Below are 21,787 nucleotides of genomic sequence, written 5' to 3' on the forward strand. Positions count from 1 at the left end.
CTCACGGCCGGAATTGACGCGACAGGCCTAGACCACTTTCGTGGCCAAGCTGAAATCACCGGCGGTCAGGGTCACTTGAGAGCCCCCGCGGTGAGCCCGGCCTGCACCTGACGCTGGAACACGGCATAGACGACGAGCACCGGAAGCATCGCGATCGTCAGGCCCGCGAAGAGCGCTCCCCAGTCGCCCCGGTACCCCTGCGAGACCGCCAGCGTGGCCAGTCCCTGCGGCAGCACGTACCTGCTCTCCTCCTCGTTGTTGAGCAGCAGCGGGAGCAGGTACTGGTTCCACTGGCCGAGGAAGTTGAAGATGCCGATGCTGACCAGGCCCGGCTTGGCCATCGGCAGCATGATCTGGAAGAACGTCCGCGTGTGCGAGGCCCCGTCGACCATCGCCGCCTCCTGGACGCCGGTCGGCAGCGTACGGAAGAAGGACGTCAGGAAGAAGACGGTGAAGGGCAGCGAGTACGCGATGTACGCGATCATCAGGCCCGGCCTGGTGTCCAGGAGGCCGAAGTTCTCCATGACCGCGAAGAGCGGGACGAGGGCGAGGATGACGGGGAACATCATGCCGCCCGCGAAGAGCATGAAGATGAACCGGTTGCCCGGGAAGGTGAAGCGGGCGATCACATAGGCCGCCATCGAGCCGAGCAGCATGGTGCCGGTCAGCGAACCCGCCAGGATGATCACCGAGTTGATGGCGTACTGGCCGATGCTCGCCTCGGTCCACGCGTTGGTGAAGTTCTCCCAGTGGAAGGAGGTCGGCCAGCCCATCGGATCGCTGAGGATCTCGACCGAGGGGCGCAGCGCGGTGAGGGCGACCCAGATCAGGGGGCCCGCCGCGAGGACCACCCACAGGACGAGGAAGGCGTGCGAGAAGACGTTCAGGGTCGCGCCGCTCGCCGAATCGCCCTCTCGGCGGGATGTGTCGGCGGACTCGGCGCGGGGCGCGGTGGTCGTGGTCATGATGCAGTGCTCCCGCGGTCTTTAGTATTCGATCCGGTCGCGGTTCCCGATCCTCATGACGATCAGCGAGAACGCCATGCTGAGGACGAGGAGGACGACGCCGATGGACGTGGCATAGCCGTACTGACCGTCACGGAACCGTTCGTAGAGGAAGACCGGGGTGACCTTCAGGACGTGTTCGGGAACCATGACCAGGACGATCGCGAACGAGTCGAGCGCCTGGATGCCCATGTAGATCCAGCCGGTCCGCACGGTGTCCCAGATCAGCGGGAGCGTCACGCTGAAGAAGGTCCGTCCCCGGCCCGCGCCGTCGAGCAGCGCCGCCTCGTAGATGTCCCTGGGGATCGCGCCCATCGCGGCGGAGAACAGCACCACATAGAAGCCGACGAAGCTCCAGGAGAGCACGATCATCACCGCGATGAGCGCGAGTGAGCGGTCGCCGCCCAGCCAGGCGGGGCCGTCGAACCCCACCTTGTCGAGCCCGCCGTTGATCAGGCCGCTGTTGGTGTTGAAGACGCGGCCCCAGACCACGGCGATGATCGCGACGGACAGGACCTGGGGGAAGAAGTAGACGACCTTGTAGAACGACGAGCCCGCGACACCGGCGATGGCCTGGCCCTTACGGTGCCGGCCGCCCGACGTGATCATGTACGCGAAGAACATGCCGAGCACAAGCGTGATCAGCGGGGCGACGACCGCCAGGATGACGCTCACTTCCAGGGAGTCCCAGAAGCGCTCGTCGTTCCACATCTTCGTGAAGTTGTCGAAGCCGATGAAGTTCGCCACCGGCCCACCGGACCAGTCCGTGAACGAGTAGTAGATCGCCTGGATGAAGGGCGAGATCACGAACAGGGCGTAGAACGCGAGCGGCAGCGCCAGGAAGCCCGCGATGAAGCGGTACTTGTCGAGCGTCCGGTAGCGCCGGTCGTAGCGCACGCTCTGCGGGGTGAAGCGGGGCGGCAGCAGTACTGCCAGGAGGAACAGCAGCCCGTTCGGCGACTTGGGCCGGCCTGTCGGGTCCGGTGCCTTCTTCGAGGGTGGGGAATCGTCCACCCGGGTGTCAGTCTTCACGCCACTCCGCCCCGCCTCGTTCACGTGCCCGCGTTCTCGGTCGATCCGCCGCTGATCAGGACTTCTTGACCTTGACGACGTCAGGGTCCTTGAGGATCCGGGCCCCGGCCTTCTCCATGATGTCCATGGCCTGCTTGGTACCGATCTGGCCCAGCATGAACTTGGCGATCATGTTGTTGAAGTCCTCGCGGAACAGCTCGTTGTACCAGTCCATGTGCTTTGCGATGACGACGTTCTCGCCGGCGGTCTTGATCGCCGCCTGCACGCTCGCCACACCGTGCGGCATCTTCTGACCGTCGATGGCCCCCTTGACCACCGGGAGGGCGGAGAGCTCCTTGAAGTTGTTCAGGGCGGCCTCCTTGCTGTACATCGCCCGCAGCCACTCCAGGCCGCCCTGCCGGTTCTGCGCCTTCTCGGGGACGACGTAGAACTCACCGGCCGGCGCGTTGATCGTGCCGAACGGCATCTTGTCGCCCGAATCCAGAGACGGGCTCGGGCCGAACGACATCCCGAAGTCCTTCGGGGTGGTGTCCTTGGCCTCGTTCTCCACCCAGGAACCGTTGGGCACGAAGACGCACTTGCCGCCCTTGGTCCAGGCGGTCTGCATCTCGGTGTGCGCCTCGGTGCCGTCGAAGCCGGTAAGCACGTACTTCTTGGCGACCAGTTCCTCCCAGGCCTCGAAGACGTCCTTGACCGCGTCGTTCTTCCAGGCGCCCGGCTCCAGGTGGTCCATGGCCGTGGTGATCTCGCGCCCGCCGCGCTGCGCGAACATCGTGTAGATGCTGAAGAACATGTACCGGGGGTGGCCGCCCGGGTAGCTCCAGCCGTGGATGCCCTTGGCCTTGGCCTTCTTGCAGACGGCCAGCATCTCGTCCCACGTCTTCGGGTACGCGGAGTCCAGGCCCTCCTCAAGGAGCTTCTTGGAGTAGAAGGTGCCGTAGACCGTCAGCGAGATGCCGGCCTGGAACGTCCCCGAGCCACCGAAGTTGCCGCTCGCCTCGACCGCCGGTTCGAGGATGTCGCGCACCTTGACGCTCGGGTCGTCCCACGACGGCGCGTCGAGCAGCTCGGTGAGGTCCGCCACCTGCTTGTTGGAGACCAGCTTGCCGGGGTTCATCTGGTCGGCGCCGGAGTTGTTGATGACGTCGGCCGTCGGCTTGCCACGGACGATCTTCGGCTGCACCTGAGTGGCGATCTTCGTCGTCGACTTCTGGCCGGCGTCCGAGTCCGGGTACCGCTTCTTGTACATGTCGGTCACGAACTGGGCGTACTTGTCGCCATAACCGCCGTTGAAGACGACCACGGCGAGCCCGGCGTCCGCCTTCACGCCGAGCGGATTCTTCTTGGACTTCTCGCCCTTCTCCGCCTTGTTCTCTTCGCCGCCACCGCTCGCGCAGGAGCTCAGGGCGCCCACGGCCGGTACTGCGAGAAGGCTGGTGGCCGCCGCCCTCTTCATCACGTCACGACGGTTGATGCTGGTGGATCCCATGCTCAAGTCCTCGCCTTCCAGGACTCAGGCGGCGTACGGGGCTCCCGACAGCTCGCCGAAGGCGAAGGGCCCGACACCGCGGGTCAGTTGAAGCTTTGGTGGTGCGATACGTGCGACAACTACATGGCAAGGGCTCGCACCCGCCACTCAGGGTGCCGATAGGTATAGTCCACTCATCGGCAGCAGAGCAAGATCGAATGCAGCTTCGGCCAGCAGTCTTTCCCTAGTTGAGACCTCGCGGAGATGTGGACCGGTTCGTTCACGGCGTGAGCAAATTCGACCCGAGGTATCGACGGCGTTTCCTTGAGGTTTGCGGGTGTTTGGACCCCGCCGCCTCGCCCACGATCTTGCCTCCCCCCGCCACGCACCTCGTTGGACTTTCCCCTCACTCCCCTTGGACTTTCCCCCTGGTCCCGCGGCCCGATCCGTTCCCCTCCGGCTCCCGCCGACCCTTCCAACAGCCTTGACACCACCGGCAACTTGACGCACTACTGGACCTTGCGCAGCGATGTGACAACGTTGTCCAACTCGCAGGGAGGGGCTCGGGGATGCCGCACAGATCACGCAGACCTCGCTTCAGACACCACCGTTCGGCCGCGATCCTGGGAGCGGCCGCGTTCACGCTCGTCGCGACAGCGCAGGGCGCCGCCGTCGCCAAGCCGGAGGAACCGCCCAGAGCGGCCAAGGAGTTCGTCTCCTCGTTCGAGGAGGGCGAAGCCCAGCCCGACTGGCTGAACACCGTCGAGACCGGCCCCGACGGCAAGAAGCGGACCGCCGGCGTCAACGGCGCGTTCAGTTCGGGGATCCCCGGCAGTGTGAACGACCACGTGACCGAGGTCCGCGCCAGCGACGAGAACGCGGGCGGCGGCGAGGTCAAGGAGAACCTCGTCGACGGTGAGCCCACCAGCAAGTGGCTCTCCTTCGAGCCCACCGGGTGGGCGGAGTTCGACCTGGACGAACCCGCCAAGGTCGTGACATACGCGCTCACGTCGGCCAACGACCACGACGAGCGCGACCCCAAGGACTGGACCCTTCAGGGCTCCACGGACGGCAAGGACTGGAAGGTCCTCGACACCCGCAAGGGTGAGGCGTTCGACAAGCGCCACCAGACGAAGAAGTACGACTTCCAGAACGACACGGCGTACGCGCACTTCCGCCTGGACATCACCGCCAACAACGGCGCGTCCGACGCCCTCCAGCTCGCCGACGTCCAGCTCTCCGTCGGCGGCAGCGAGGCGCCGGTCCCCGAGGACATGCTCTCCCTCGTGGACCGCGGCCCCAGCGGCTCCCCGACCGCGAAGGCGGGCGCCGGGTTCACCGGCAAGCACGCGATGCGTTACGCGGGCACCCACAAGGCGGACGCCCGCGGCTACTCGTACAACAAGGTCTTCGACGTGAACGTCGCGGTGCGGCGTGACACCGAGCTGTCGTACCGGGTCTTCCCGTCCATGGCGGAGGGCGACCTCGATTACGACGCCACGAACGTGTCCATGGACCTGGCCTTCACCGACGGCACCTATCTGAGTGACCTCAAGGCCATGGACCAGCACGGCTTCCCGCTGAATCCGCAGGGCCAGGGCGCCGCGAAGGGCCTCTACGTCAACCAGTGGAACAACGTGGCCTCCCGGATCGGGCAGGTCGCGCGCGGCAGGACCGTGGACCGGGTGCTCCTCGCGTACGACTCCCCCAAGGGCCCGGCGAAGTTCCGTGGCTGGGTGGACGACGTGTCCCTGAAGGAGAAGGCCCCGGCGAAGCCGAAGGCCCACCCTTCGGACTACGCGGACACCACCCGTGGCACCAACTCCAGCGGCGGCTTCTCGCGCGGCAACACCTTCCCGGCGACGGCCGTGCCGCACGGCTTCAACTTCTGGACTCCGGTGACCAACGCGGGCTCCCTGAGCTGGCTCTACGACTACGCGCGCGGCAACAACTCGGACAACCTGCCGACGATCCAGGCGTTCAGCGCGAGCCACGAGCCGAGCCCGTGGATGGGCGACCGGCAGACCTTCCAGATGATGCCGTCGGTCGACAAGGACACCCCGTCGGCGTCCCGCACCAAGCGCGCCCTTCCCTTCAAGCACGAGAAGGAGACGGCACGCCCGCACTACTACGGCGTGACGTTCGAGAACGGTCTGAAGGCCGAGATGGCCCCGACCGATCACGCGGCGATGATGAAGTTCACCTATCCCGGTGACGACGCGAGCGTCATCTTCGACAACGTCTCGGAGAAGGGCGGCCTCACCCTCGACGAGGAGAGGGGGATCGTCAGCGGATTCTCGGACGTCAAGTCCGGGCTCTCCACCGGCGCCACACGCCTCTTCGTGTACGGCACCTTCGACTCGCCCGTCACGGCGGGCGGCAAGCTCGAAGGCGGTGGCGGCGGTGATGTCACCGGCTATCTGCGCTTCAAGGCGGGCAAGGACCGCACGGTCAACCTGCGCCTGGCCACCTCGCTCATCAGCCTCGACCAGGCCAAGGCCAACCTCGACCGCGAGATCCCGTCCGGCACCTCCTTCGACCGCGTGAAGAACGGCGCGCAGAAGAGCTGGGACGACATCCTCGGCAAGGTCGAAGTGGAGGGCGCGAGCGAGGGCCAGAAGACCTCGCTCTACTCCAGTCTGTACCGCCTCTACCTCTACCCCAACTCGGGCTTCGAGAAGGTCACTTCGGCGGACGGCAAGTCCAAGTACCAGTACGCGTCGCCGTTCTCTCCGCAGACGGGTCCCGACACCCCCACCCACACGGGCGCGAAGATCGTCGACGGGAAGCCGTACGTCAACAACGGCTTCTGGGACACGTATCGGACGACCTGGCCCGCATACTCGCTCCTCACGCCGAAGAAGGCGGGTGAGCTGGTCGACGGCTTCGTCCAGCAGTACAAGGACGGCGGCTGGACGTCGCGTTGGTCCTCGCCCGGCTACGCGGACCTGATGACGGGCACCTCCTCGGACGTGGCGTTCGCCGACGCGTACGTCAAGGGCGTGGACTTCGACGCCAAGGACGCGTACGACGCCGCACTCAAGAACGCGACGGTCGTGCCGCCGAGTTCGGGCGTCGGCCGCAAGGGCATGGAGACCTCCCCGTTCCTCGGCTACACCCCGAGCGAGACGCACGAGGGCCTGTCCTGGGCGCTTGAGGGCTACCTCAACGACTACGGCATCTCGCGCATGGGCCAGGCCCTGTACAAGAAGACGGGCGAGAAGCACTACAAGGAGGAGTCGGAGTACTTCCTCAACCGCGCCCGTGACTACGTGAAGCTCTTCGACGACAAGGCGGCGGGAGGCGGCACCGCGCCGGGCTTCTTCCAGGGCAAGGACAAGAAGGGCGACTGGCGCGTCCCGTCGGAGAAGTTCGACCCGCGCGTGTGGGGTCACGACTACACGGAGACGAACGCCTGGGGCTATGCCTTCACCGCCCCGCAGGACTCGCGCGGCCTCGCCAACCTCTACGGCGGCCGCAAGGGCCTCGGCGACAAGCTGGACACGTACTTCGCCACTCCGGAGACCGGGTCCGCCGAGTTCGCGGGCTCGTACGGGGGCGTCATCCACGAGATGACCGAGGCACGCGACGTACGCATGGGCATGTACGGGCACTCCAACCAGGTCGCCCACCACGCCGCCTACATGTACGACGCGGCCGGTGAGCCGTCCAAGACGCAGGAGAAGGTCCGCGAGGTCCTCTCCCGTCTCTACACCGGCAGCGAGATCGGGCAGGGCTACCACGGCGACGAGGACAACGGCGAGCAGTCGGCCTGGTTCCTCTTCTCCTCGCTCGGCTTCTATCCGCTGGTCATGGGCAGCGGCGAATACGCCATCGGCTCACCGCAGTTCACCAAGATGACCGTGCACCTGGACGGCGGGCGCGACCTGGTCGTCAAGGCGCCGAAGAACAGCGCGAAGAACGTCTACGTCCAGGGCCTGAAGGTCAACGGCAAGAAGTGGACCTCAACCGCCCTGCCCCACAAGGAGATCGCGAAGGGCGGTGTCCTGGAGTTCGACATGGGCCCGAAGCCGTCGGCGTGGGGCACGGGCAAGAACGCCCAGCCCGCGTCCATCACGCAGGACGACAAGGTGCCGTCGCCGCGCGGTGACGCCATCAAGGGTGACGGCGCGCTCTTCGACAACACCTCGGCCACGGACGCCACTTCGGACTCCGCCGTCGACCTTCCGGTCGCCAAGGAGACCAAGGCCGTTCAGTACACGCTGACGTCGTCCGCCGACAAGGCGAAGGCGCCGCGCGGCTGGGTGCTCGAAGGCTCCGCCGACGGCCAGAAGTGGAAGGAGCTGGACAAGCGGTCCGGCGAGTCCTTCGCCTGGGACAAGCAGACCCGGGTGTTCACGGTCGACAAGCCGGGGACGTACGCGCACTACCGGCTCGTGCCGGACGGGTCCTCGACGCTCGCGGAGGTCGAGCTCCTGAGCTGATCCACCAGAAGGAACCGCACAACGCGGGGGCGGGAGTGGCGAGTTCACTCCCGCCCCCGTTCGCATGCGCCCACTGAGGCCGCCGGGACCGTTGGCCGGAACACACCTGTCCTCACTCCCCTCAGGGATACAGACTCACCTCGTAACACACCTTTTGTCATGATCACGCCATCGATGGGAGATCATTTCGTGTTACGAAGATCAGCCAGACCCCCGGCCTCACGGCGAAGAAGACCGGGTGCCCGCTCCAAGGCCGTCGCCGTCATCGGCGCCCTCGCCATCGGCGCACCCCTCACCGTCCTCGGCCCCGCGTCCGCCGCCGACCCCGCGGCGGCCGACAAGGCGCCCAAAGGCAGCTGCGCGGCGCCCAAGGACTGGTCGAGCTGTGTGCACGTGACCACGCGTCTCGACCGGGCTCCCTCCGTGGGACAGCAGGCCCGCCTCGACATCACCGTCGACACCCGGGTCGACCTCTCCGGAGCCCGCGTCCAGGCCGACCTCCCCGCCGCCGTCGACTGGGCGTCCGCGCCCGCCGGATGGCAGTTCAAGGAACTCGGCCAGCTCCTGCCCGAGGACGGCGGCGCGGTGCACCGCGCCCAGCGCACCATCGACCTGGCGGCCGGGAAGACCCTGCGCTTCTCGCTCCCGGTCAAGGGCGTCAAGGCCGCCGCCACCTCCGTGCGCGCCCGCGTCGACGGCCCCGCCGCCGAGCCCACCGACCGCGACGAGCACCTCCAGCTCCTCACGGTCGGCGCCACGCCCGCCGCCTCGCACCTCGGCTTCGACCAGCGCCGCAACTCCACCGCGCTGCGCCAGCTCCCCGACGACGTCGAGCTGACCCCCGCCAAGCCGGACCGGCCGTTCGAGCCGGTGGCCGGGCGGACGAAGCTCCCCAAGCCGCACAGCGACGACGCCCCCTCCACCGAACCGTCCGTGAAGGCGCTCTCCTGTGTCACCGGCACGGTCGGCTACACCGAGCCGGGCGGCGCGCACCCCTCGCCGAACATCCAGGTCGAGGCCTGGGACGACGACTCCTTCGGCGCCGACGACCTCCTGGACTCCGCGCTGACCGACGGCAGCGGCGGCTTCCGGATGTGCTTCGACAACAACGACACCTCCGGCGGTCAGGACGTGTACGTCAAGGTCCGCACCGAGAGCGGTCTGTGGCGGATCGTCGAGGACAACTTCTTCGGCCGCGACGTCTACGAGTTCCGCTCCGGCCAGCGCGACGACATCGGCGACGGCCGCACGGTGGACTTCGGCCGCATCGCCCCCGGCGACCAGACGATGAACCGGGTCTTCCACGCGTACGACCAGGCGAACCAGGCCAAGAACTGGACGCCCGGCGAGTGCTGGGACGCCCGCGACACCGGCGACTGCCGCCGCATGGAGATCGTCTACCCCGACGACGACGCGGGCGACGGCAGCCGCTACCAGTGGGGCGACAAGAGCGTCTGGCTGGAGGCCGCGTCGCCGGACGACCGTACCGACACCGTGCACGAGTACGGCCACGCGGTGATGGCCGACGTGTACGAGGACAACAGGCCCCCCGCCATCGACAACTGCAGTCCGCACGCGATGGACACCCGCAGCTCGAAGGGGTGCGCCTGGGTCGAGGGCTTCGCCAACTTCTATCCGATGGCGATCTTCAACAATGACAACTACCGGGGCTGGCACGTGGAGGACACCGCCGGCTACAACACCGGTGACGACACCGAGGGCCGGGTGACCGGTTCCCTGTGGGACCTCATGGACCCGTCCGGCGAGCGCTACTGGGACTACCACCAGGAGTCCGCGAAGAACGCCATCTGGGACACCCTGCTCGACCGCCGGTCGAACACCTTCCAGGAGTTCTGGACCCACCGCGGCCAGGAGGGCCACGACGTGGGCTCGGGCCCCGGCGGCGCGCTCTACCAGAACGGCATCGACTACGGCTTCCGCAACCAGCTCACCGACGGACAGTCCAAGACGCTGCCCGCACCGGACCCGCAGCACAACTACCGCTACGACACCACCTTCCGCTTCTGGTCGGTCGTGGCGCTGCGGCCTCCGGCGGGCGTCGACTACGACCTCGACCTGTACGACGACCAGGCGCTCCAGCAGCGGCTGGACGTCAGCCTGGCCACCGGGGACACCGTCGACTTCATCGCCGTGGACTCCAACGCGCGGGGGCCCGGCGACTATTACCCGGTCGTCAAGCGTCCGCTCGGCGGCACAGGTACAGGTGACTATCGGATCGAGGTCGCCGACAGCGGCAAGCTGCTCATCGGGTCCGACACCAAGGTGATGAACGGCGCCGACGACGTGACGGCCGTCTGGGACACGTGCCCGGCCGCAGGCACCGAGGTCACCATCACGGCGACGCCGTCCGACGCGAGCCAGGACGCGGAGCTGTTCCTGATGGACTCCGACCCGGCAAGCCCCAACACGGCGGTCCGCGGCCGCTACGCGGCGACCGCGTCGGGGACCGCGAACGGTCCCGGCCAGGCCGAGTCGTTCAAGTTCACGTCGCAGGGCGGCTGTTACGGAGTCGTCCTCGTCAACAAGGCCGGGTCCGGCACGTACACCGTGACCGAGTCCTAGCACCGTGATCGACAGGGAGCCGTGCATGCGGCTGGAACCGGCGGGGACACCCGACCGTCCCACCCGCATGCGCGGCTCCCTGCTCCCGCTGCTCCTGCTCGTGGCCGTGACCGCCTGCGGCTCCGAGCCCGGGGACCCACCGGCGCCCGCCCCACCCTCGGACCCCCGGACGCTCGTCCTGCGCGTCCAGGAGCTCCACAGCTCGCCACGCCCCTGGGAACGCGGCGACCTGCCCCGCTTCTCCCTCTACGGCGGCGGCCACGTGATCGCCCCCGCCCGGACCTCGGGCGCGCTGCGTACGGCCGTCAAGTACCGCCTGACGCCAGCCCGTTACCGCGAACTCACCGACGCGGCCCACGCGGCGGGCCTCGCTCACGCCCGCCGCCACGAGGACACGACGTCCACGGACGCCTCCCTCCTGACGGTCACCTACCGCACCCCGCACGGCTTGCGCAGCACGCGCGTCATCGCGCCCGAAGCAGGGGGCGACGGCGACCGGGGCCGCGTCCTGGACTTCGTACGCACCCGGGTCCCGCCCGCGCCTTCGGACACTCCCCCGCCGGGGGCCACCGCCTACCGCCCGGCCGCCCTGGCGATTCTCGCCACCGGCGGGGTCGGCGCCGACGACGCCACGGCGCGACCGTGGCCACTGCGGCCGATTGCCGGCCGGTGCGAGGTGGTGACGGGCGAGGATCTCGTACGCGCCCGTCAACTCGCCCTGGGGACAAGGCAGAACACCCGCTGGAGCAGCGGAGGAACGCTCTATGCGGTCGCGTTCAGGCCCCTGCTCCCCGACGAGCACACATGCCGGGACCTCGACCGTCCCTAGGGTTTACCCGCGGTCCCTAGGGCTTGTCCGCCGAGAAGAGCCACGTCTCGAACAGGGCCGACAGATCCTTCCCCGACTTCTTCTCGCACAGCGCGATGAACTGCTCGGTGTCGGCGTTCCCGTGCCGGTGCTCGCGCGTCCAGGTGCGCAGGATGGCGAAGAAGGTGCGGTCCCCCACGGCCTTGCGCAGCTGATGCAGCGTCATGGCGCCCCTGCCGTACACCGGTGAGTCGGAGACCCGCGTCGCGCTCGGCGGGTCGGCTGCCGGGAAGTCCCAGATGCCCTCGCTCTCCGGGTGCGAGCCGTCGTAGAAGGAGTCGAAGGTCTCCTGGGCGGTGCGGTGTCCGTGCTCCTCGTCCCACAGCCACTCGGCGTAGGTGGCGAAGCCCTCGTTCAGCCACATGTCCTGCCAGGCGCGGGGTGTGACGGAGTTCCCGAACCACTGGTGGGCCAGTTCGTGGACGACCAGGCGGGTGTCCGGTGCCTCTTCGAAGTACGGCTTGGTCTGCGTCTCCAGGGCGTAGCCGAGATCGGGGAGGTGGTCGACGACGGCGCCGGTCGAGGAGAAGGGGTAGGGGCCGAAGCGGTCGGTTGCCCAGTCGACGACCTCGGGCACCAGGTCGTGGACGTCGACGGGCCCGTCCGCCTCGTCGGGGTCGACGGCCGTGTAGACGGGCAGGCCGTCGTCCGTCGTGCCGGTGGAGATGTCGAAGACGCCGGTGACGACGGTCGCGGCATGGCTCGCCATGGGCTCGGGGTTGCGCCAGTGGAAGGTGGTGCGCTTTCCCCGCTGCCGGGTCTCGCGCAGGGTTCCGTTGCTGACCGCGGTGTACTCGGACGGCACGGTGACGTCGATGTCGTACGTCGCCTTGTCGGACGGGTGGTGGTTGCCGGGGAACCAGGTCATGGATCCGGTGGGCTCGCCGAGCGCCGCCACGCCGTCGTCCGTCTCGATCCAGCCCTCGTCGCCGCCGTCCTCCGCCGTGAGCATCTTGGGCGTCCCGCCGTACCGGACGGTGGTCTTGAAGGTCTTCCCCTTGCCGATGGACCGGTCGGGAGTGAGCGTCAGCTTGTTCTTCTTCCTGCTGAAGCGGGCGTCCGAGCCGTCGATGTCGGCATGGCGCACGCGCAGGCCCGCGAAGTCCAGGGTGAAGCGGGACAGGTCCTGGGTGGCCCGTGCGGTGATCACGGCGGTGCCCGTCAGGTGGTTGCCGTCCGGGGTGTAGTCGAGGGTGAGGGCGTAGTGCGTGACGTCGTAGCCGCCGTTGCCGAGTGCCGGGAACAGATGGTCGTCGACGCGGTTCCCGCGGGCGTCGAGCATGACGAGGTCGCGCACGGTGCCGTCGCCGTCGTCGCCGTCCCACCAGGTGCGGAAGAGCTTGGCGAGCGCCTTGGCCTCGGCCGACTTCGCGGAGAGGTCGGTCTGCACCTCGACGTCGTACGCGCCCTCAGAATCGGAGTCCGAATCGGTGAGATCGACCGTGTACACGGCCTGCGCGTGGCGTGCGGTGCGGGACTCGCCGGTGTCACGGGCCCAGGAGCGGAACTGCTCCAGGAGGCGGTGGTGGGACTCCCGTACGGCGGTGTCCGCGTCGCCCGGGGGCTTGGCGTCGCACGCCGACAGGGCGAGGCAGACGGCTGCCGCGCACACGAGTGCGGCGGGGCGGTTCATGGTGGGGTCTCCATCCGGTCGTCCGCAGGGGAAGTCCGCAAGGGAAGTCCGCAAGGGAAGTCCTCAGGGGAAGAGGGGCGGAGGCACCCGGAGGTTGCCGCCGCCCCTCACCCAGAAGGGCTCTACCTGCGGTTACGCGGGCGCCACGAGCTGGTTCTCCGAGCCGATGCCGGAGGCGTTGCCGTCGGCGTAGAGGGTCAGTTCGCCGTCCGACCAGCGCACGATGGTGTCGTCGGCCCAGGGGTTGTCGGTGAAGTCGCCGCCGCTGACGAGCAGGGCGTGCTTCCACAGGCCGTTCGGGGCCTGCCACTTGTGCTCGCCCCAGGAGGATCCTGTGCCGGTGAAGTCCTGGTACTGGGTCAGCTCACCGTCGGACCAGCGCACGACCAGGTCCCAGGTGTCGTCGCCCGAGTAGTCGCCCGCGGTGATCTGGGTGGCGTGCTTCCACGTACCGGCCTCCGACGTGCCCGGCGAGACGACCTTGATCTCCTTGCCGAGCTTCTTGTTGTCGCCGGTGTTCTGGTAGAGCGTGACTTCGCCGTCCGACCAGCGCACGACGAGGTCGTCCTGCCACTTGTTGCCGCCGAAGCGGCCCGAGGTGATCGCCTCGGCGTGCTTCCAGGTGCCGTTCGCGGCGGCCAGCTGGTACTCGCCGTGGAAGCCCGCCTCGTCGACCGACGGGTAGAGCGTCACCTCACCGTCCGACCAGCGGACGATGAGGTCGGAGCCGTTGTCACCGGTGAAGTCGCCCGCGACGACCTGCTTGGCGTGGTCGCGCCACAGGGCGTTCGGGCCCTGGACCTTGAACTCCTTGTCGAAGTGGTTCTTGGCCTTGCCCGCGCCGCGGTAGATGCTCAGCTCGCCGTCCGACCACATGACGAACATGTCCATACGGTCGTCGGAGACCGGCCCGTCGAGAGCGAAGTAGCCGTTGGCTATGGCATTGGCGTGCTTCCACGTACCGGCGCCGGGCAGGACCGGATCGGCCATCGGCGGCGGGTTGATGCTCGCCGGCTGCTTGCCCGCCTTCGCGGCGTCGTAGATCCGCTTGACGTCGTCGTCGAAGTACGAGGAGTACGAGGTGTTGGCGCTGTGGCCGCCGGTCAGCCAGCCGCCGGTGACGCCGATCAGCTTGGCCGACTCGCCGCCCGCGGTGATGAAGGGGCCGCCGGAGGTGCCGCCGACGTAGCCGTCGCAGTGGATCTCGGTGAAGGTGCCGCCGCGCCAGAGCCTGCCGCCGCTGTCCTTGGCGTTGCCGGAGGTGTACTTCTTCGTCGGCGTGGTGCAGCTGAGCGGGTCCTGCTTCGGCTTGTAGTTGCCGCCTCCGTACAGGTACGGGTAGCCGATGGCGTGCGCGGTGTGGCTGAATCCGGTGTTGAAGCCCATCGGGATGGCCCCGACGACGCTCTCGACCTCCTTGCCGTCGCTGCGCGGCTCGGTGGCGAGGAACGCGACGTCGACGTCCGTGAAGTCTTCCTCGCTCTTCTTGGACCCGGTGTAGCCGGGGTCCTTGAAGATGTGGCCCTTCTTGATGGGGTACATGCCGTGCGGCATCGGGCTCTTCGCGCTGTGCTGCGGCACGAAGACCAGGTTCGACTTCTGGTCGTTGCTGTCGAAGCAGTGCGCTGCGGACGCGACCAGGTTCTTGCCCGGGGACGGCACGACGGTGCCGCCGCAGAAGCGGTAGTCGTAGCGGTCCGGGTAGTCGTTGCCCGCCTTCTGCGCCCAGTAGAAGGTGCCGACTTCCTTGATGCCCTTGAAGGTGTGCGAGGGCGAGCGGAGCATGCCGTCGCCCCCTTCGCGCGGCGCTGCCTCCTCCTCTTCCCTCTGGGAGTCCCCCCGGGAGTCCCTCTTGGCGTCCTCGGCCGCCGCGGCCTCGCGGACCTGCTGCTCCTCGACCGGCTTGGCCTCGGCCATGCGATCGGGCGTCCAGAACTTCTCAAGCTCGCGGGCCAGGGCCTGGTCAGGGTCCTGGTCCGGGGCCGGGGCCTGGGAGGGCGACTTCGAGGTCGGCTGCGAGGTCGGCGTCGGTGTGGCCGCGCTCGGCGTAGGCGTCGGGTCCGGGGCGGACCAGGCCGGTCCCGCTGCGGCAAGGATCGCTGCCGCGGCGGCCATCGCAGTCAGGCTGCGTTTCATTCTCACTGTTGTGTTCCCCCACAAAAACGGACCCCGGTCACCCGGGGCCCGATTGGTACAGATCAATCGAGAAGGTACGTTACGCACACATCGAACGATGTGTCGATTGGGGCGGAACTTGCGACTTGCCCCGTAATTGTTGTATTGCACCAGCTGGTTGATCGGAGAAGGCAGTGGGGAAGGCGGGGCGATTCACTCGAACCAGGACGCGTGCGGGGGTGTTCGCGGCGGGGGCACTGCTCCTGACGGTGGGGTGTTCCGGGAGCGACGCCGACGCGGAGGAGCACCCGGACAACCCCAACCTGCTGCTCGGGTTCCATACGTGGCTGAAGACGAACGACTCGGAGCGCGACGACGACTTGGCGGGCCACGCCCTGAACGTCAGCCTCGGCTACCGGTCCGGCGACCGCCACGGGGTGGTCGAGGTCCTCACCGACTACGGTCCCTGGGGCGAGGCGGAGGACCAAGTCACCCCGCTGGCACAGGCATTCACGGAATGGTGGGACGAGGACCCGTCGGCCGGGAGCGCGCACTTCCTCGGGCAGGGCGGAAAGACGGCGAAGAAGACCACGCTGTACGAGGGTGACGCCCCGTCGAACCTCCTCAAGGATTTCCGCTCCTGGACCGCCAAGAACGCCCCGAGCGCCCCGAACGCCGAGAACCTCACCCCGCACATCACCGCACTCACCATCGGATACGGGGCGAAGGGCTCCGGAGCCGTCACGGTCTCGACCGACTACGTCACGCACAAGGACAAGCAGACCCAGAAGAAGGTCGACACCCTCAGCGAGGCCTTCGCCGACTGGTGGGACGGTGACGAGGGCGCGGACTCCGTCACCGTGACCAGCGAGGACCAAGGCAGCCACGCCGAAAGGGACTTGACCGCTAGGTGAGGCTCCCGGCGTCGGCCGGAACGAACTCGCACCAGACGACCTTCCCGGGATCGCGCTCCACGACCCCCCACTTGTCGGCGAGGGCCGCCACGAGCAGCAGCCCGCGCCCCGACTCGGCGTCACCTTCACCACTGATACCGAGCCGGGGCCATCCGTCGCCGCTGTCGTGCACTTCTACACGGAGTACGTCGCCCTCGCAGTGGAGGTGGAGCCGGAAGCCGCGTCCGGGCGGAACGCCGTGCAGCAAGGCGTTCGTCGCCAACTCGCTTACGCAGAGCGTGATGCCGTCCGCGCGGTCGCGGATTCCCCAGCCGACGAGCGCGGCGCGCGCGAAGGCGCGGGCGGCGGGTACGGACTGACGTTCGCGCCGGTAGAAGCGCTCGCGGGGGTCCCGTCGGAACGGGAGTGGAGTTTCGTCATTCACGTGACGAGAGTCACACTCCGTCGCCATCATGAAGCAGTGCGTGAACCCGTACAGCCGGGCTGTACGGGTTCGCTGCGTGAACGTACGGCGCTTGATGGGGAGTTGGACTGTATGAACAGCCCAAAACGACGGTCACGGAGGAATGCGTCGGCGATGCGGATGGTGGGCGCGCTGCTCGCCGTCCACCGCGAGGCGGCCGGGTACACACAGAAATCGCTGGCCGAGCGGTTCGTGGTCGGCGAGGAGGCCATCGCCTCTATTGAGCAGGGTCGGCGTCCGCTGAAGATGGATCTGGCGGTGCAGCTGGATGAACTCCTGGGCACCAACCGGACGCTGGAGACCGCCGTCGACAATATGCCGGAGGTGGATCTGGTTCCTCGGTGGGCCGAGGAGTATCTGGACTGCGAGCGGGAGGCTATTGCGATTTCCTTGTACGCGAATCAAGTGCTTCCTGGGCAGTTGCAGACTGAGGCGTACGCACGGGCGGTGTTCCGCAGCCGCGTCCCAGTCTTCGACGAGGACGAGATCGAGCAGTTCGTCGCGACGCGTATCGAGCGTCAGGGAATTCTGCATCGCAAGGTCCCGCCGACCACGAGCTTCGTGATCTGGGAAGCAGTACTGCACGACCGCCTTGGCAGCCAGAAGGTGTACATCGAGCAGCTTCACCGCCTCCGCGCGTACGCCGAACTCCCAGGCCTCGCTTTGCAGATCCTGCCGTTTGGACGCACCACGCACGCCGCCCTCGACGGCCCGTTCGTGCTGCTTGAAACACCCGAACACCAACGGCTCGCCTACACCGAGACCCAGCGCGGAAGCCAACTGATCGCCGATCCTGACGAGGTGGCGATCCTGACGCAGAAATGTGCGATGCTGCGATCGCAGGCCCTAAGCCCGGAGGACACCAGGGACCTGTTGGACCGTCTGCTAGGAGAGCAATGAGCGGCACCGCGCTTATGTGGTTCAAGTCGACCTACAGCGGCAGCGAGGGCGGCGAATGCCTCGAAGTCGCCTACGCCTGGCGGAAGTCGAGCTACAGCGGTAGCGAAGGCGGCAACTGCCTCGAAGTCGCCGCCCACCCCACCGCCGTACACATCCGCGACTCCAAGAACTCGGAAGACGGCCCCCACCTCACCGTGGCCCCGGAAGCCTGGGCCGCCTTCCTGGCCCTTCCCGCATAACCAGGTCACTCCGGCGGACCCGGCAGTTGTGCAGCGCTCCGTGGACCAGCTCGGCGGCTCACTCGGTCTCGCGGTGCTCGTGGGAGCCGTGGTCGGCGGCGGAAGTACTCAAGTGGCCGCCTATCGGGCCGCGTTCGCGTGGGCGGCGGTCGGCGTGCTCGTCGCGGCGGCGGGCGTGGCGATCACCGCCCGCAGCCGCCCTCGCCGGGGCCCTGCCTGACCGCTCATCCGGTCCCGCCCAGCGCGAGCCGTATGGCGTCCCGCGTCGCCGCTCCCTCCGCGAAGGCCGCCGCGAAGGCCCGCTCGCCGAGGGCTCGGCGCACGAGGTGCTCGACTTCGGTATGGGCCTCGTGGAGCGGCCGCAGGCCCGTCAGCGCGACGCCGGTCGTCCGCAGGAGTCGGCATGCCGCCCCTATCAGCCGGGCGGCGCGGCCGTGGTCCCCTGTCGCGGCGACGGCCCAGGCCATGGCTTCCATGCCCCACACGATCCCCCAGCGGTCACCGAAGGCCCGCTGCCGACGCAGGGAGTCACGGAACAGGGCCACCGCCCGGTGCGGGTCGCCGTGCCGGAGCTCCGCGAGTCCCATGCCCCACAGCCCCCAGGAGTGCGCCCAGCCCGCGCCGTGGGTTTCGGCCTCGGTCATGTACTCCCGCCCGACCGCCAGCGCGAGCTCCCGCTCGCCGAGGAAGGCCGCCGCCATGGCCCAGAGCATGGTCGCCATGTGGGCGTCGCCCACCTGACCGCCCGCCTGGAAGCACTCCCTGGCCCGGCGCAGGAGCGCGATGGACCCCGCGTCCGCGTGGACGAGGAAGGCGAAGGCGCCCTCCATGTACGTGAGCACGGCCAGCGCTTCGCCGTCCCCGCTGTCCTGACCGAGCCGCACGGCATCGGCCAGGAAGCGTTCGGCGGCGGACTGGTCCCCCTGGCACAGCGCGATCCAGGCGGCCAGTGCCAGACAGCCGACGCGCAGCGGGGCGGGCGCCGTCGGGGCGAGGTCGAGGGCGCGGGTCAGCCAGTGGCGGCCTTCCCCGAGCGAGCTGCTGAAGAACCAGTACCGGGTGCGGGTGAGGTTCGCGGCGATCCCGAGGCCGACCGTGGCGTCGCCCTCCCCCGTGACGCAGAAGTCCAGGGCCGCCCGCAGGTTCGGCGACTCCAGGCGCAGCCGGGACAGCCAGGCGACCTCGTCGGGCCCGCACCACCGCTCCGCCGCCCGCGCGGTCATGTCCGCGTAGTACGCGCAGTGGCGCCGTCGCAGCAGAATGTCCCCGCCGAGCTCCTGGAGCCTGCACTGCCCGTACTGGCGCAGGGTCTCCAGCATGCGGTACCTGGCTCGGGGGCCGGTCGTGTCGACGGTGAGCACCGACTTGTGCGCCAGGGCGGCGAGTACGTCCACGATGTCCTCGCGGGTGGCGTCCTCGCCGGGGCACACCGCCTCGGCCGCCGCGAGGTCGAAGCCGCCGGAGAACACCGACACCCCTGCCCACAGCCTCTTCTCGCGTTCGTCGCAGAGGTCGTGGCTCCAGTCGACGACGCCGCGCAGGGTGCGCTGGTGCCGGGGTCCCGTGGACTTCCCGGTGTCGGAGAGGAGCCGGAACCGGTCGTCGAGGCGCTCCAGGATCTCCTCGGCCGAGAGCGCGCCGAGGCGCACGGCGGCCAGCTCGATCGCCAGCGGAATGCCGTCCAGGCGGCGGCACAGGCGGCCCACGGCTTCTTCGTTGCGTCCGGTGATCCGGAAGTGCGGGGCGCAGGCCTCGGCACGGTCGGCGAGCAGCCGCACGGCTTCGCAGCGCGCGGGCGCCGCTGGTGCGCCCCGGTCGTGGGGGACGACCAGCGGCGGTACGGGCAGCAGATACTCGCCGGGGACGCGCAGCCCCTGGCGGCTGGTGGCCAGCACGCGCAGGCCTGGGGCCGCCGCCAGGAGCGTACTCAGGAGCTGGCCGGCCGCCTCGGCGACGTGCTCGCAGTTGTCGAGGACGAGCAGCAACTGCCGTTCCCGCAGGTGCTCGACGAGCACCTCCGTGCCGGGGCGCAGTGATTGGTCGGGGATGCCGAGCGCATCGGCGACCGCGCGGTCCAGGAGCTTCGGTTCGGTCAGTGGTGCGAGGTCGGCGAGCCATGCCCCGTGCGGGAAGGCCCAGGAGGCCTCGGCCGCCGCGCGCAGCGCGAGTCGCGTCTTGCCGACTCCGCCGGGCCCGGTGAGCGTGACGAGGCGGGCGTTCTCCAGGAGCTTCCGCGTCCTGCGGAGCATGCTCTCCCGGCCGATGAACGTCGTCGTCTCGGCGGGAAGGTTCCCCTCGGACCGCGCGCCCCCCGGCGACGTGGGTGTGGTCAGGGAGGGGTCAGCGGTGAGCACCCGCTGATGGAGATGCCACAGCTCAGGGCCCGGGTTGACGCCCAGCTCCTCCCTCAGGAGCCCACTGACGGTCCGGTAGCAGTCCAGGGCCTCGCCCTGTCGGCCCGAGCGGTAGAGGGCCAGCATGCGCTGCGCCCAGAAGCGCTCCTGGAGCGGGTGGGCGTCGGTGAGTTCGCGCAGGCGCGGCAGTACGTCCGTGTGGCGCCCGAGCTGGAAATCGGCGTCGGTGCGCAACTCCAGGGCGCCGAGGCGGCGTTCGTTCAGCGCGGGGGCGACGTCGAGGCGCAGCCGCTCCGACGGAACGTCCGAGAAAGGCTCTCCCCGCCACAGCGCAAGCGCCTCGCCTAGCAGCGCCGAAGCCCTCTCCGCCGCCTGCGCCGCAGCGGCGGACCGGGCGCGGGTGACCAGGGCGTCGAACCGGTGCAGGTCCAGGGCCTCGTCGGGCACCTCGATGAGATAGCCGTCCGCGCAGGTGCGGATCGGCCCGCCGGACGGACCACTGAGGGTGCGACGCAGCCGGAGCACGTAATTCTGCAGGGCGTTGCGGGCGCCGTCCGGCGGTTCGTCCCACAGTCTGGCGATCAGGGTGTCGGTGGGAACGACCTTGTTGGCGTCCACCAGGAGCGACGCCAGAAGGGCCCGCTGCTTGGCTGCCCGCATCTCCACGGGCCTGCCACTGAACAGCACTTCAAGCGGCCCCAGAAGCCTGTACTCGAACTCCGTGATCCTCACCCCCGTAACCCAGAGTCATCATTCCAGCACGAGGGGTGAGTGTCGAGTGACCATCGAGTGACCGGCGCGAGAGAGCTCCTCGGAAACATCGCAGCAGTGGAAGAAGCGGTGCGCGTCCGGTGCACCGCCACGGAAATCCCGAAGGAGACCCACCCATGAACAACAACAAGCCTCGCCGCCTCACCGGGCTCGCCCTCAAGCTCGCGGCGGTGGCGGCCGCCGTGCTGCCGGTGTTCGCCGTCGCGCCGGGCGCGGCGGCGGCACAGCAGGCGCCGGCCGCGGCGGCCAATGTCCTCAACTGCACCACGGACACCGACGGCTACTGGGGTCACGCGCACTGCACCAACAACACCGGTGTCGTGACGGCCTTCCGTGTCACGGTGGTCTGCGGGGAATGGCCGGACACCGCCGGGGACTGGAAGACGCTGAAGCCGGGCGCGTCCGACGTGTCGAGTGCCCGCTGCATCGCCGGCACGGGTGTCGGCAGTGTCGGCTGGGAAGAAGGGTGACAGCGCGATGTCGCCGTGCCTAAGATCGACGGCGACATCGCGTGTCGGTCACCGGCTGGGTGAGGCATGGAGGTGTCAGGAGATGCCTTCTGGAGGCATTCCTTGTCAGTCGAGCTGAACCACACGATCATCCACGCCCGGGACAACCGGGAGTCCGCCGAGTTCTTCTCGGATCTTCTGGGGCTCGAAATCGCCTCGGAGTGGGGCCCGTTCATCGCGGTGCAACTGAGCAACTCCGTCACCCTGGACTTCGCCACCGTCCCCGCGGACAAGATCACCCCGCAGCACTACGCCTTCCTCGTCTCCGAGGAGGAGTTCGAAGCGGCGTACGCGAAGATCTCAGAACGCGGCATCGAGCACTGGGCGGACCCGCATCAGAAGCTGCCGGGCGAGTTCAACACCAATGACGGCGGCCGAGGGGTCTACTTCCTGGACCCGGCGGACCACGCCATGGAACTGATCACGGTGCCGTACGGCGGCTAGAAGCGCCCCTTAAGGGGCGCGGGGAACTGCGCGACAAGCCCCCAC

The 21,787-nt window shown here is 68.6% G+C and carries 16 protein-coding genes; 9 read left to right on the top strand and 7 right to left on the bottom strand.

Going from position 1 to position 21,787, the window contains the following annotated elements:
- Window positions 1-71: 71 nt before the first annotated feature.
- From M4V62_RS11510 to ngcE, 3 genes are all read right to left on the bottom strand, one after another.
- Window positions 72-965 carry a carbohydrate ABC transporter permease gene (locus tag M4V62_RS11510; protein ID WP_249587159.1) on the bottom strand — a complete coding sequence of 298 codons (894 nt, stop codon included), beginning with the start codon at window positions 963-965 and terminating at the stop codon, window positions 72-74.
- 21 nt (window positions 966-986) lie between these two features.
- The gene (locus M4V62_RS11515) at window positions 987-1,901 is read right to left on the bottom strand and encodes a carbohydrate ABC transporter permease (RefSeq protein WP_249592790.1); all 915 of its coding nucleotides are present in this window, start codon (window positions 1,899-1,901) and stop codon (window positions 987-989) included.
- A 190-nt stretch (window positions 1,902-2,091) separates the two neighbouring features.
- Window positions 2,092-3,525 (bottom strand): N-acetylglucosamine/diacetylchitobiose ABC transporter substrate-binding protein, encoded by a 1,434-nt coding sequence (gene ngcE / locus M4V62_RS11520; RefSeq protein ID WP_249587160.1) that lies wholly within the window; start codon window positions 3,523-3,525, stop codon window positions 2,092-2,094.
- Window positions 3,526-4,073: 548 nt separating this feature from the next.
- Here ngcE and M4V62_RS11525 point away from each other — a divergent pair.
- From M4V62_RS11525 to M4V62_RS11535, 3 genes are all read left to right on the top strand, one after another.
- A complete protein-coding gene (locus M4V62_RS11525) occupies window positions 4,074-7,949 on the top strand; it encodes a GH92 family glycosyl hydrolase (protein ID WP_249587161.1) in 3,876 nt (1,291 codons plus the stop codon).
- A 189-nt stretch (window positions 7,950-8,138) separates the two neighbouring features.
- Window positions 8,139-10,532: a transthyretin-like family protein gene (locus tag M4V62_RS11530; RefSeq protein ID WP_249587162.1), complete on the top strand. Its 2,394-nt coding sequence runs from the start codon at window positions 8,139-8,141 to the stop codon at window positions 10,530-10,532.
- A 25-nt stretch (window positions 10,533-10,557) separates the two neighbouring features.
- Window positions 10,558-11,361: a hypothetical protein gene (locus tag M4V62_RS11535; protein ID WP_249587163.1), complete on the top strand. Its 804-nt coding sequence runs from the start codon at window positions 10,558-10,560 to the stop codon at window positions 11,359-11,361.
- Window positions 11,362-11,377: 16 nt separating this feature from the next.
- Here M4V62_RS11535 and M4V62_RS11540 read toward each other — a convergent pair whose 3' ends face one another.
- Together M4V62_RS11540 and M4V62_RS11545 are read right to left on the bottom strand one after the other, a co-directional pair.
- Window positions 11,378-13,033, bottom strand: coding sequence for a M1 family metallopeptidase (locus M4V62_RS11540; RefSeq protein WP_249587164.1), 1,656 nt, complete (start codon window positions 13,031-13,033; stop codon window positions 11,378-11,380).
- A 132-nt stretch (window positions 13,034-13,165) separates the two neighbouring features.
- Entirely contained in the window at window positions 13,166-15,148 is a 1,983-nt protein-coding gene (locus M4V62_RS11545; protein WP_249587165.1) for a trypsin-like serine peptidase, read from the bottom strand.
- Between the two features lie 239 nt (window positions 15,149-15,387).
- Between M4V62_RS11545 and M4V62_RS11550 the strand changes: the two genes are divergently transcribed.
- Window positions 15,388-16,062 (top strand): hypothetical protein, encoded by a 675-nt coding sequence (locus tag M4V62_RS11550; protein ID WP_249587166.1) that lies wholly within the window; start codon window positions 15,388-15,390, stop codon window positions 16,060-16,062.
- Here M4V62_RS11550 and M4V62_RS11555 read toward each other — a convergent pair.
- A complete protein-coding gene (locus M4V62_RS11555) occupies window positions 16,055-16,486 on the bottom strand; it encodes an ATP-binding protein (protein ID WP_249587167.1) in 432 nt (143 codons plus the stop codon). The genes M4V62_RS11550 and M4V62_RS11555 overlap by 8 nt on opposite strands.
- Window positions 16,487-16,639: 153 nt before the next feature.
- On the opposite strand from M4V62_RS11555, the gene M4V62_RS11560 reads away from it, so the two are divergent.
- The 3 genes from M4V62_RS11560 to M4V62_RS11570 are packed head-to-tail and all read left to right on the top strand — an operon-like array spanning window position 16,640 to window position 17,884.
- The gene (locus tag M4V62_RS11560) at window positions 16,640-17,425 is read left to right on the top strand and encodes a helix-turn-helix domain-containing protein (protein WP_249587168.1); all 786 of its coding nucleotides are present in this window, start codon (window positions 16,640-16,642) and stop codon (window positions 17,423-17,425) included.
- Window positions 17,422-17,664, top strand: coding sequence for a DUF397 domain-containing protein (locus M4V62_RS11565; RefSeq protein WP_249587169.1), 243 nt, complete (start codon window positions 17,422-17,424; stop codon window positions 17,662-17,664). The genes M4V62_RS11560 and M4V62_RS11565 overlap by 4 nt, the downstream gene beginning before the upstream one ends.
- Window positions 17,665-17,692: 28 nt before the next feature.
- A complete protein-coding gene (locus M4V62_RS11570; RefSeq protein ID WP_249587170.1) occupies window positions 17,693-17,884 on the top strand; it encodes a hypothetical protein in 192 nt (63 codons plus the stop codon).
- A gap of 4 nt (window positions 17,885-17,888) precedes the next feature.
- Here the strand turns inward: M4V62_RS11570 and M4V62_RS11575 are convergent, their stop codons facing one another.
- A complete protein-coding gene (locus M4V62_RS11575; RefSeq protein WP_249587171.1) occupies window positions 17,889-20,750 on the bottom strand; it encodes an AfsR/SARP family transcriptional regulator in 2,862 nt (953 codons plus the stop codon).
- Between the two features lie 155 nt (window positions 20,751-20,905).
- Here M4V62_RS11575 and M4V62_RS11580 point away from each other — a divergent pair, with 155 nt between their 5' ends.
- On the top strand, window positions 20,906-21,259 hold the full coding sequence (locus M4V62_RS11580; RefSeq protein ID WP_249587172.1) for a hypothetical protein: 354 nt from the start codon (window positions 20,906-20,908) through the stop codon (window positions 21,257-21,259).
- 102 nt (window positions 21,260-21,361) lie between these two features.
- Window positions 21,362-21,742 carry a VOC family protein gene (locus tag M4V62_RS11585; protein WP_249587173.1) on the top strand — a complete coding sequence of 127 codons (381 nt, stop codon included), beginning with the start codon at window positions 21,362-21,364 and terminating at the stop codon, window positions 21,740-21,742.
- Window positions 21,743-21,787 lie beyond the last annotated feature (45 nt).

It is taken from the genome of Streptomyces durmitorensis (genome assembly GCF_023498005.1).
Classification (GTDB): Bacteria; Actinomycetota; Actinomycetes; order Streptomycetales; family Streptomycetaceae; genus Streptomyces; species Streptomyces durmitorensis.

Excerpts from the sequence above, each read along its gene's own strand:
- M4V62_RS11545 (WP_249587165.1), bottom strand. The coding sequence starts at position 15,148 with ATGGCCGCCGCGGCAGCGATCCTTGCCGCAGCGGGACCGGCCTGGTCC.
- M4V62_RS11580 (WP_249587172.1), top strand. The coding sequence starts at position 20,906 with ATGAACAACAACAAGCCTCGCCGCCTCACCGGGCTCGCCCTCAAGCTC.
- M4V62_RS11525 (WP_249587161.1), top strand. The coding sequence starts at position 4,074 with ATGCCGCACAGATCACGCAGACCTCGCTTCAGACACCACCGTTCGGCC.
- ngcE (WP_249587160.1), bottom strand. The coding sequence starts at position 3,525 with ATGGGATCCACCAGCATCAACCGTCGTGACGTGATGAAGAGGGCGGCG.
- M4V62_RS11565 (WP_249587169.1), top strand. The coding sequence starts at position 17,422 with ATGAGCGGCACCGCGCTTATGTGGTTCAAGTCGACCTACAGCGGCAGC.
- M4V62_RS11560 (WP_249587168.1), top strand. The coding sequence starts at position 16,640 with ATGCGGATGGTGGGCGCGCTGCTCGCCGTCCACCGCGAGGCGGCCGGG.
- M4V62_RS11540 (WP_249587164.1), bottom strand. The coding sequence starts at position 13,033 with ATGAACCGCCCCGCCGCACTCGTGTGCGCGGCAGCCGTCTGCCTCGCC.
- M4V62_RS11510 (WP_249587159.1), bottom strand. The coding sequence starts at position 965 with ATGACCACGACCACCGCGCCCCGCGCCGAGTCCGCCGACACATCCCGC.
- M4V62_RS11535 (WP_249587163.1), top strand. The coding sequence starts at position 10,558 with ATGCGGCTGGAACCGGCGGGGACACCCGACCGTCCCACCCGCATGCGC.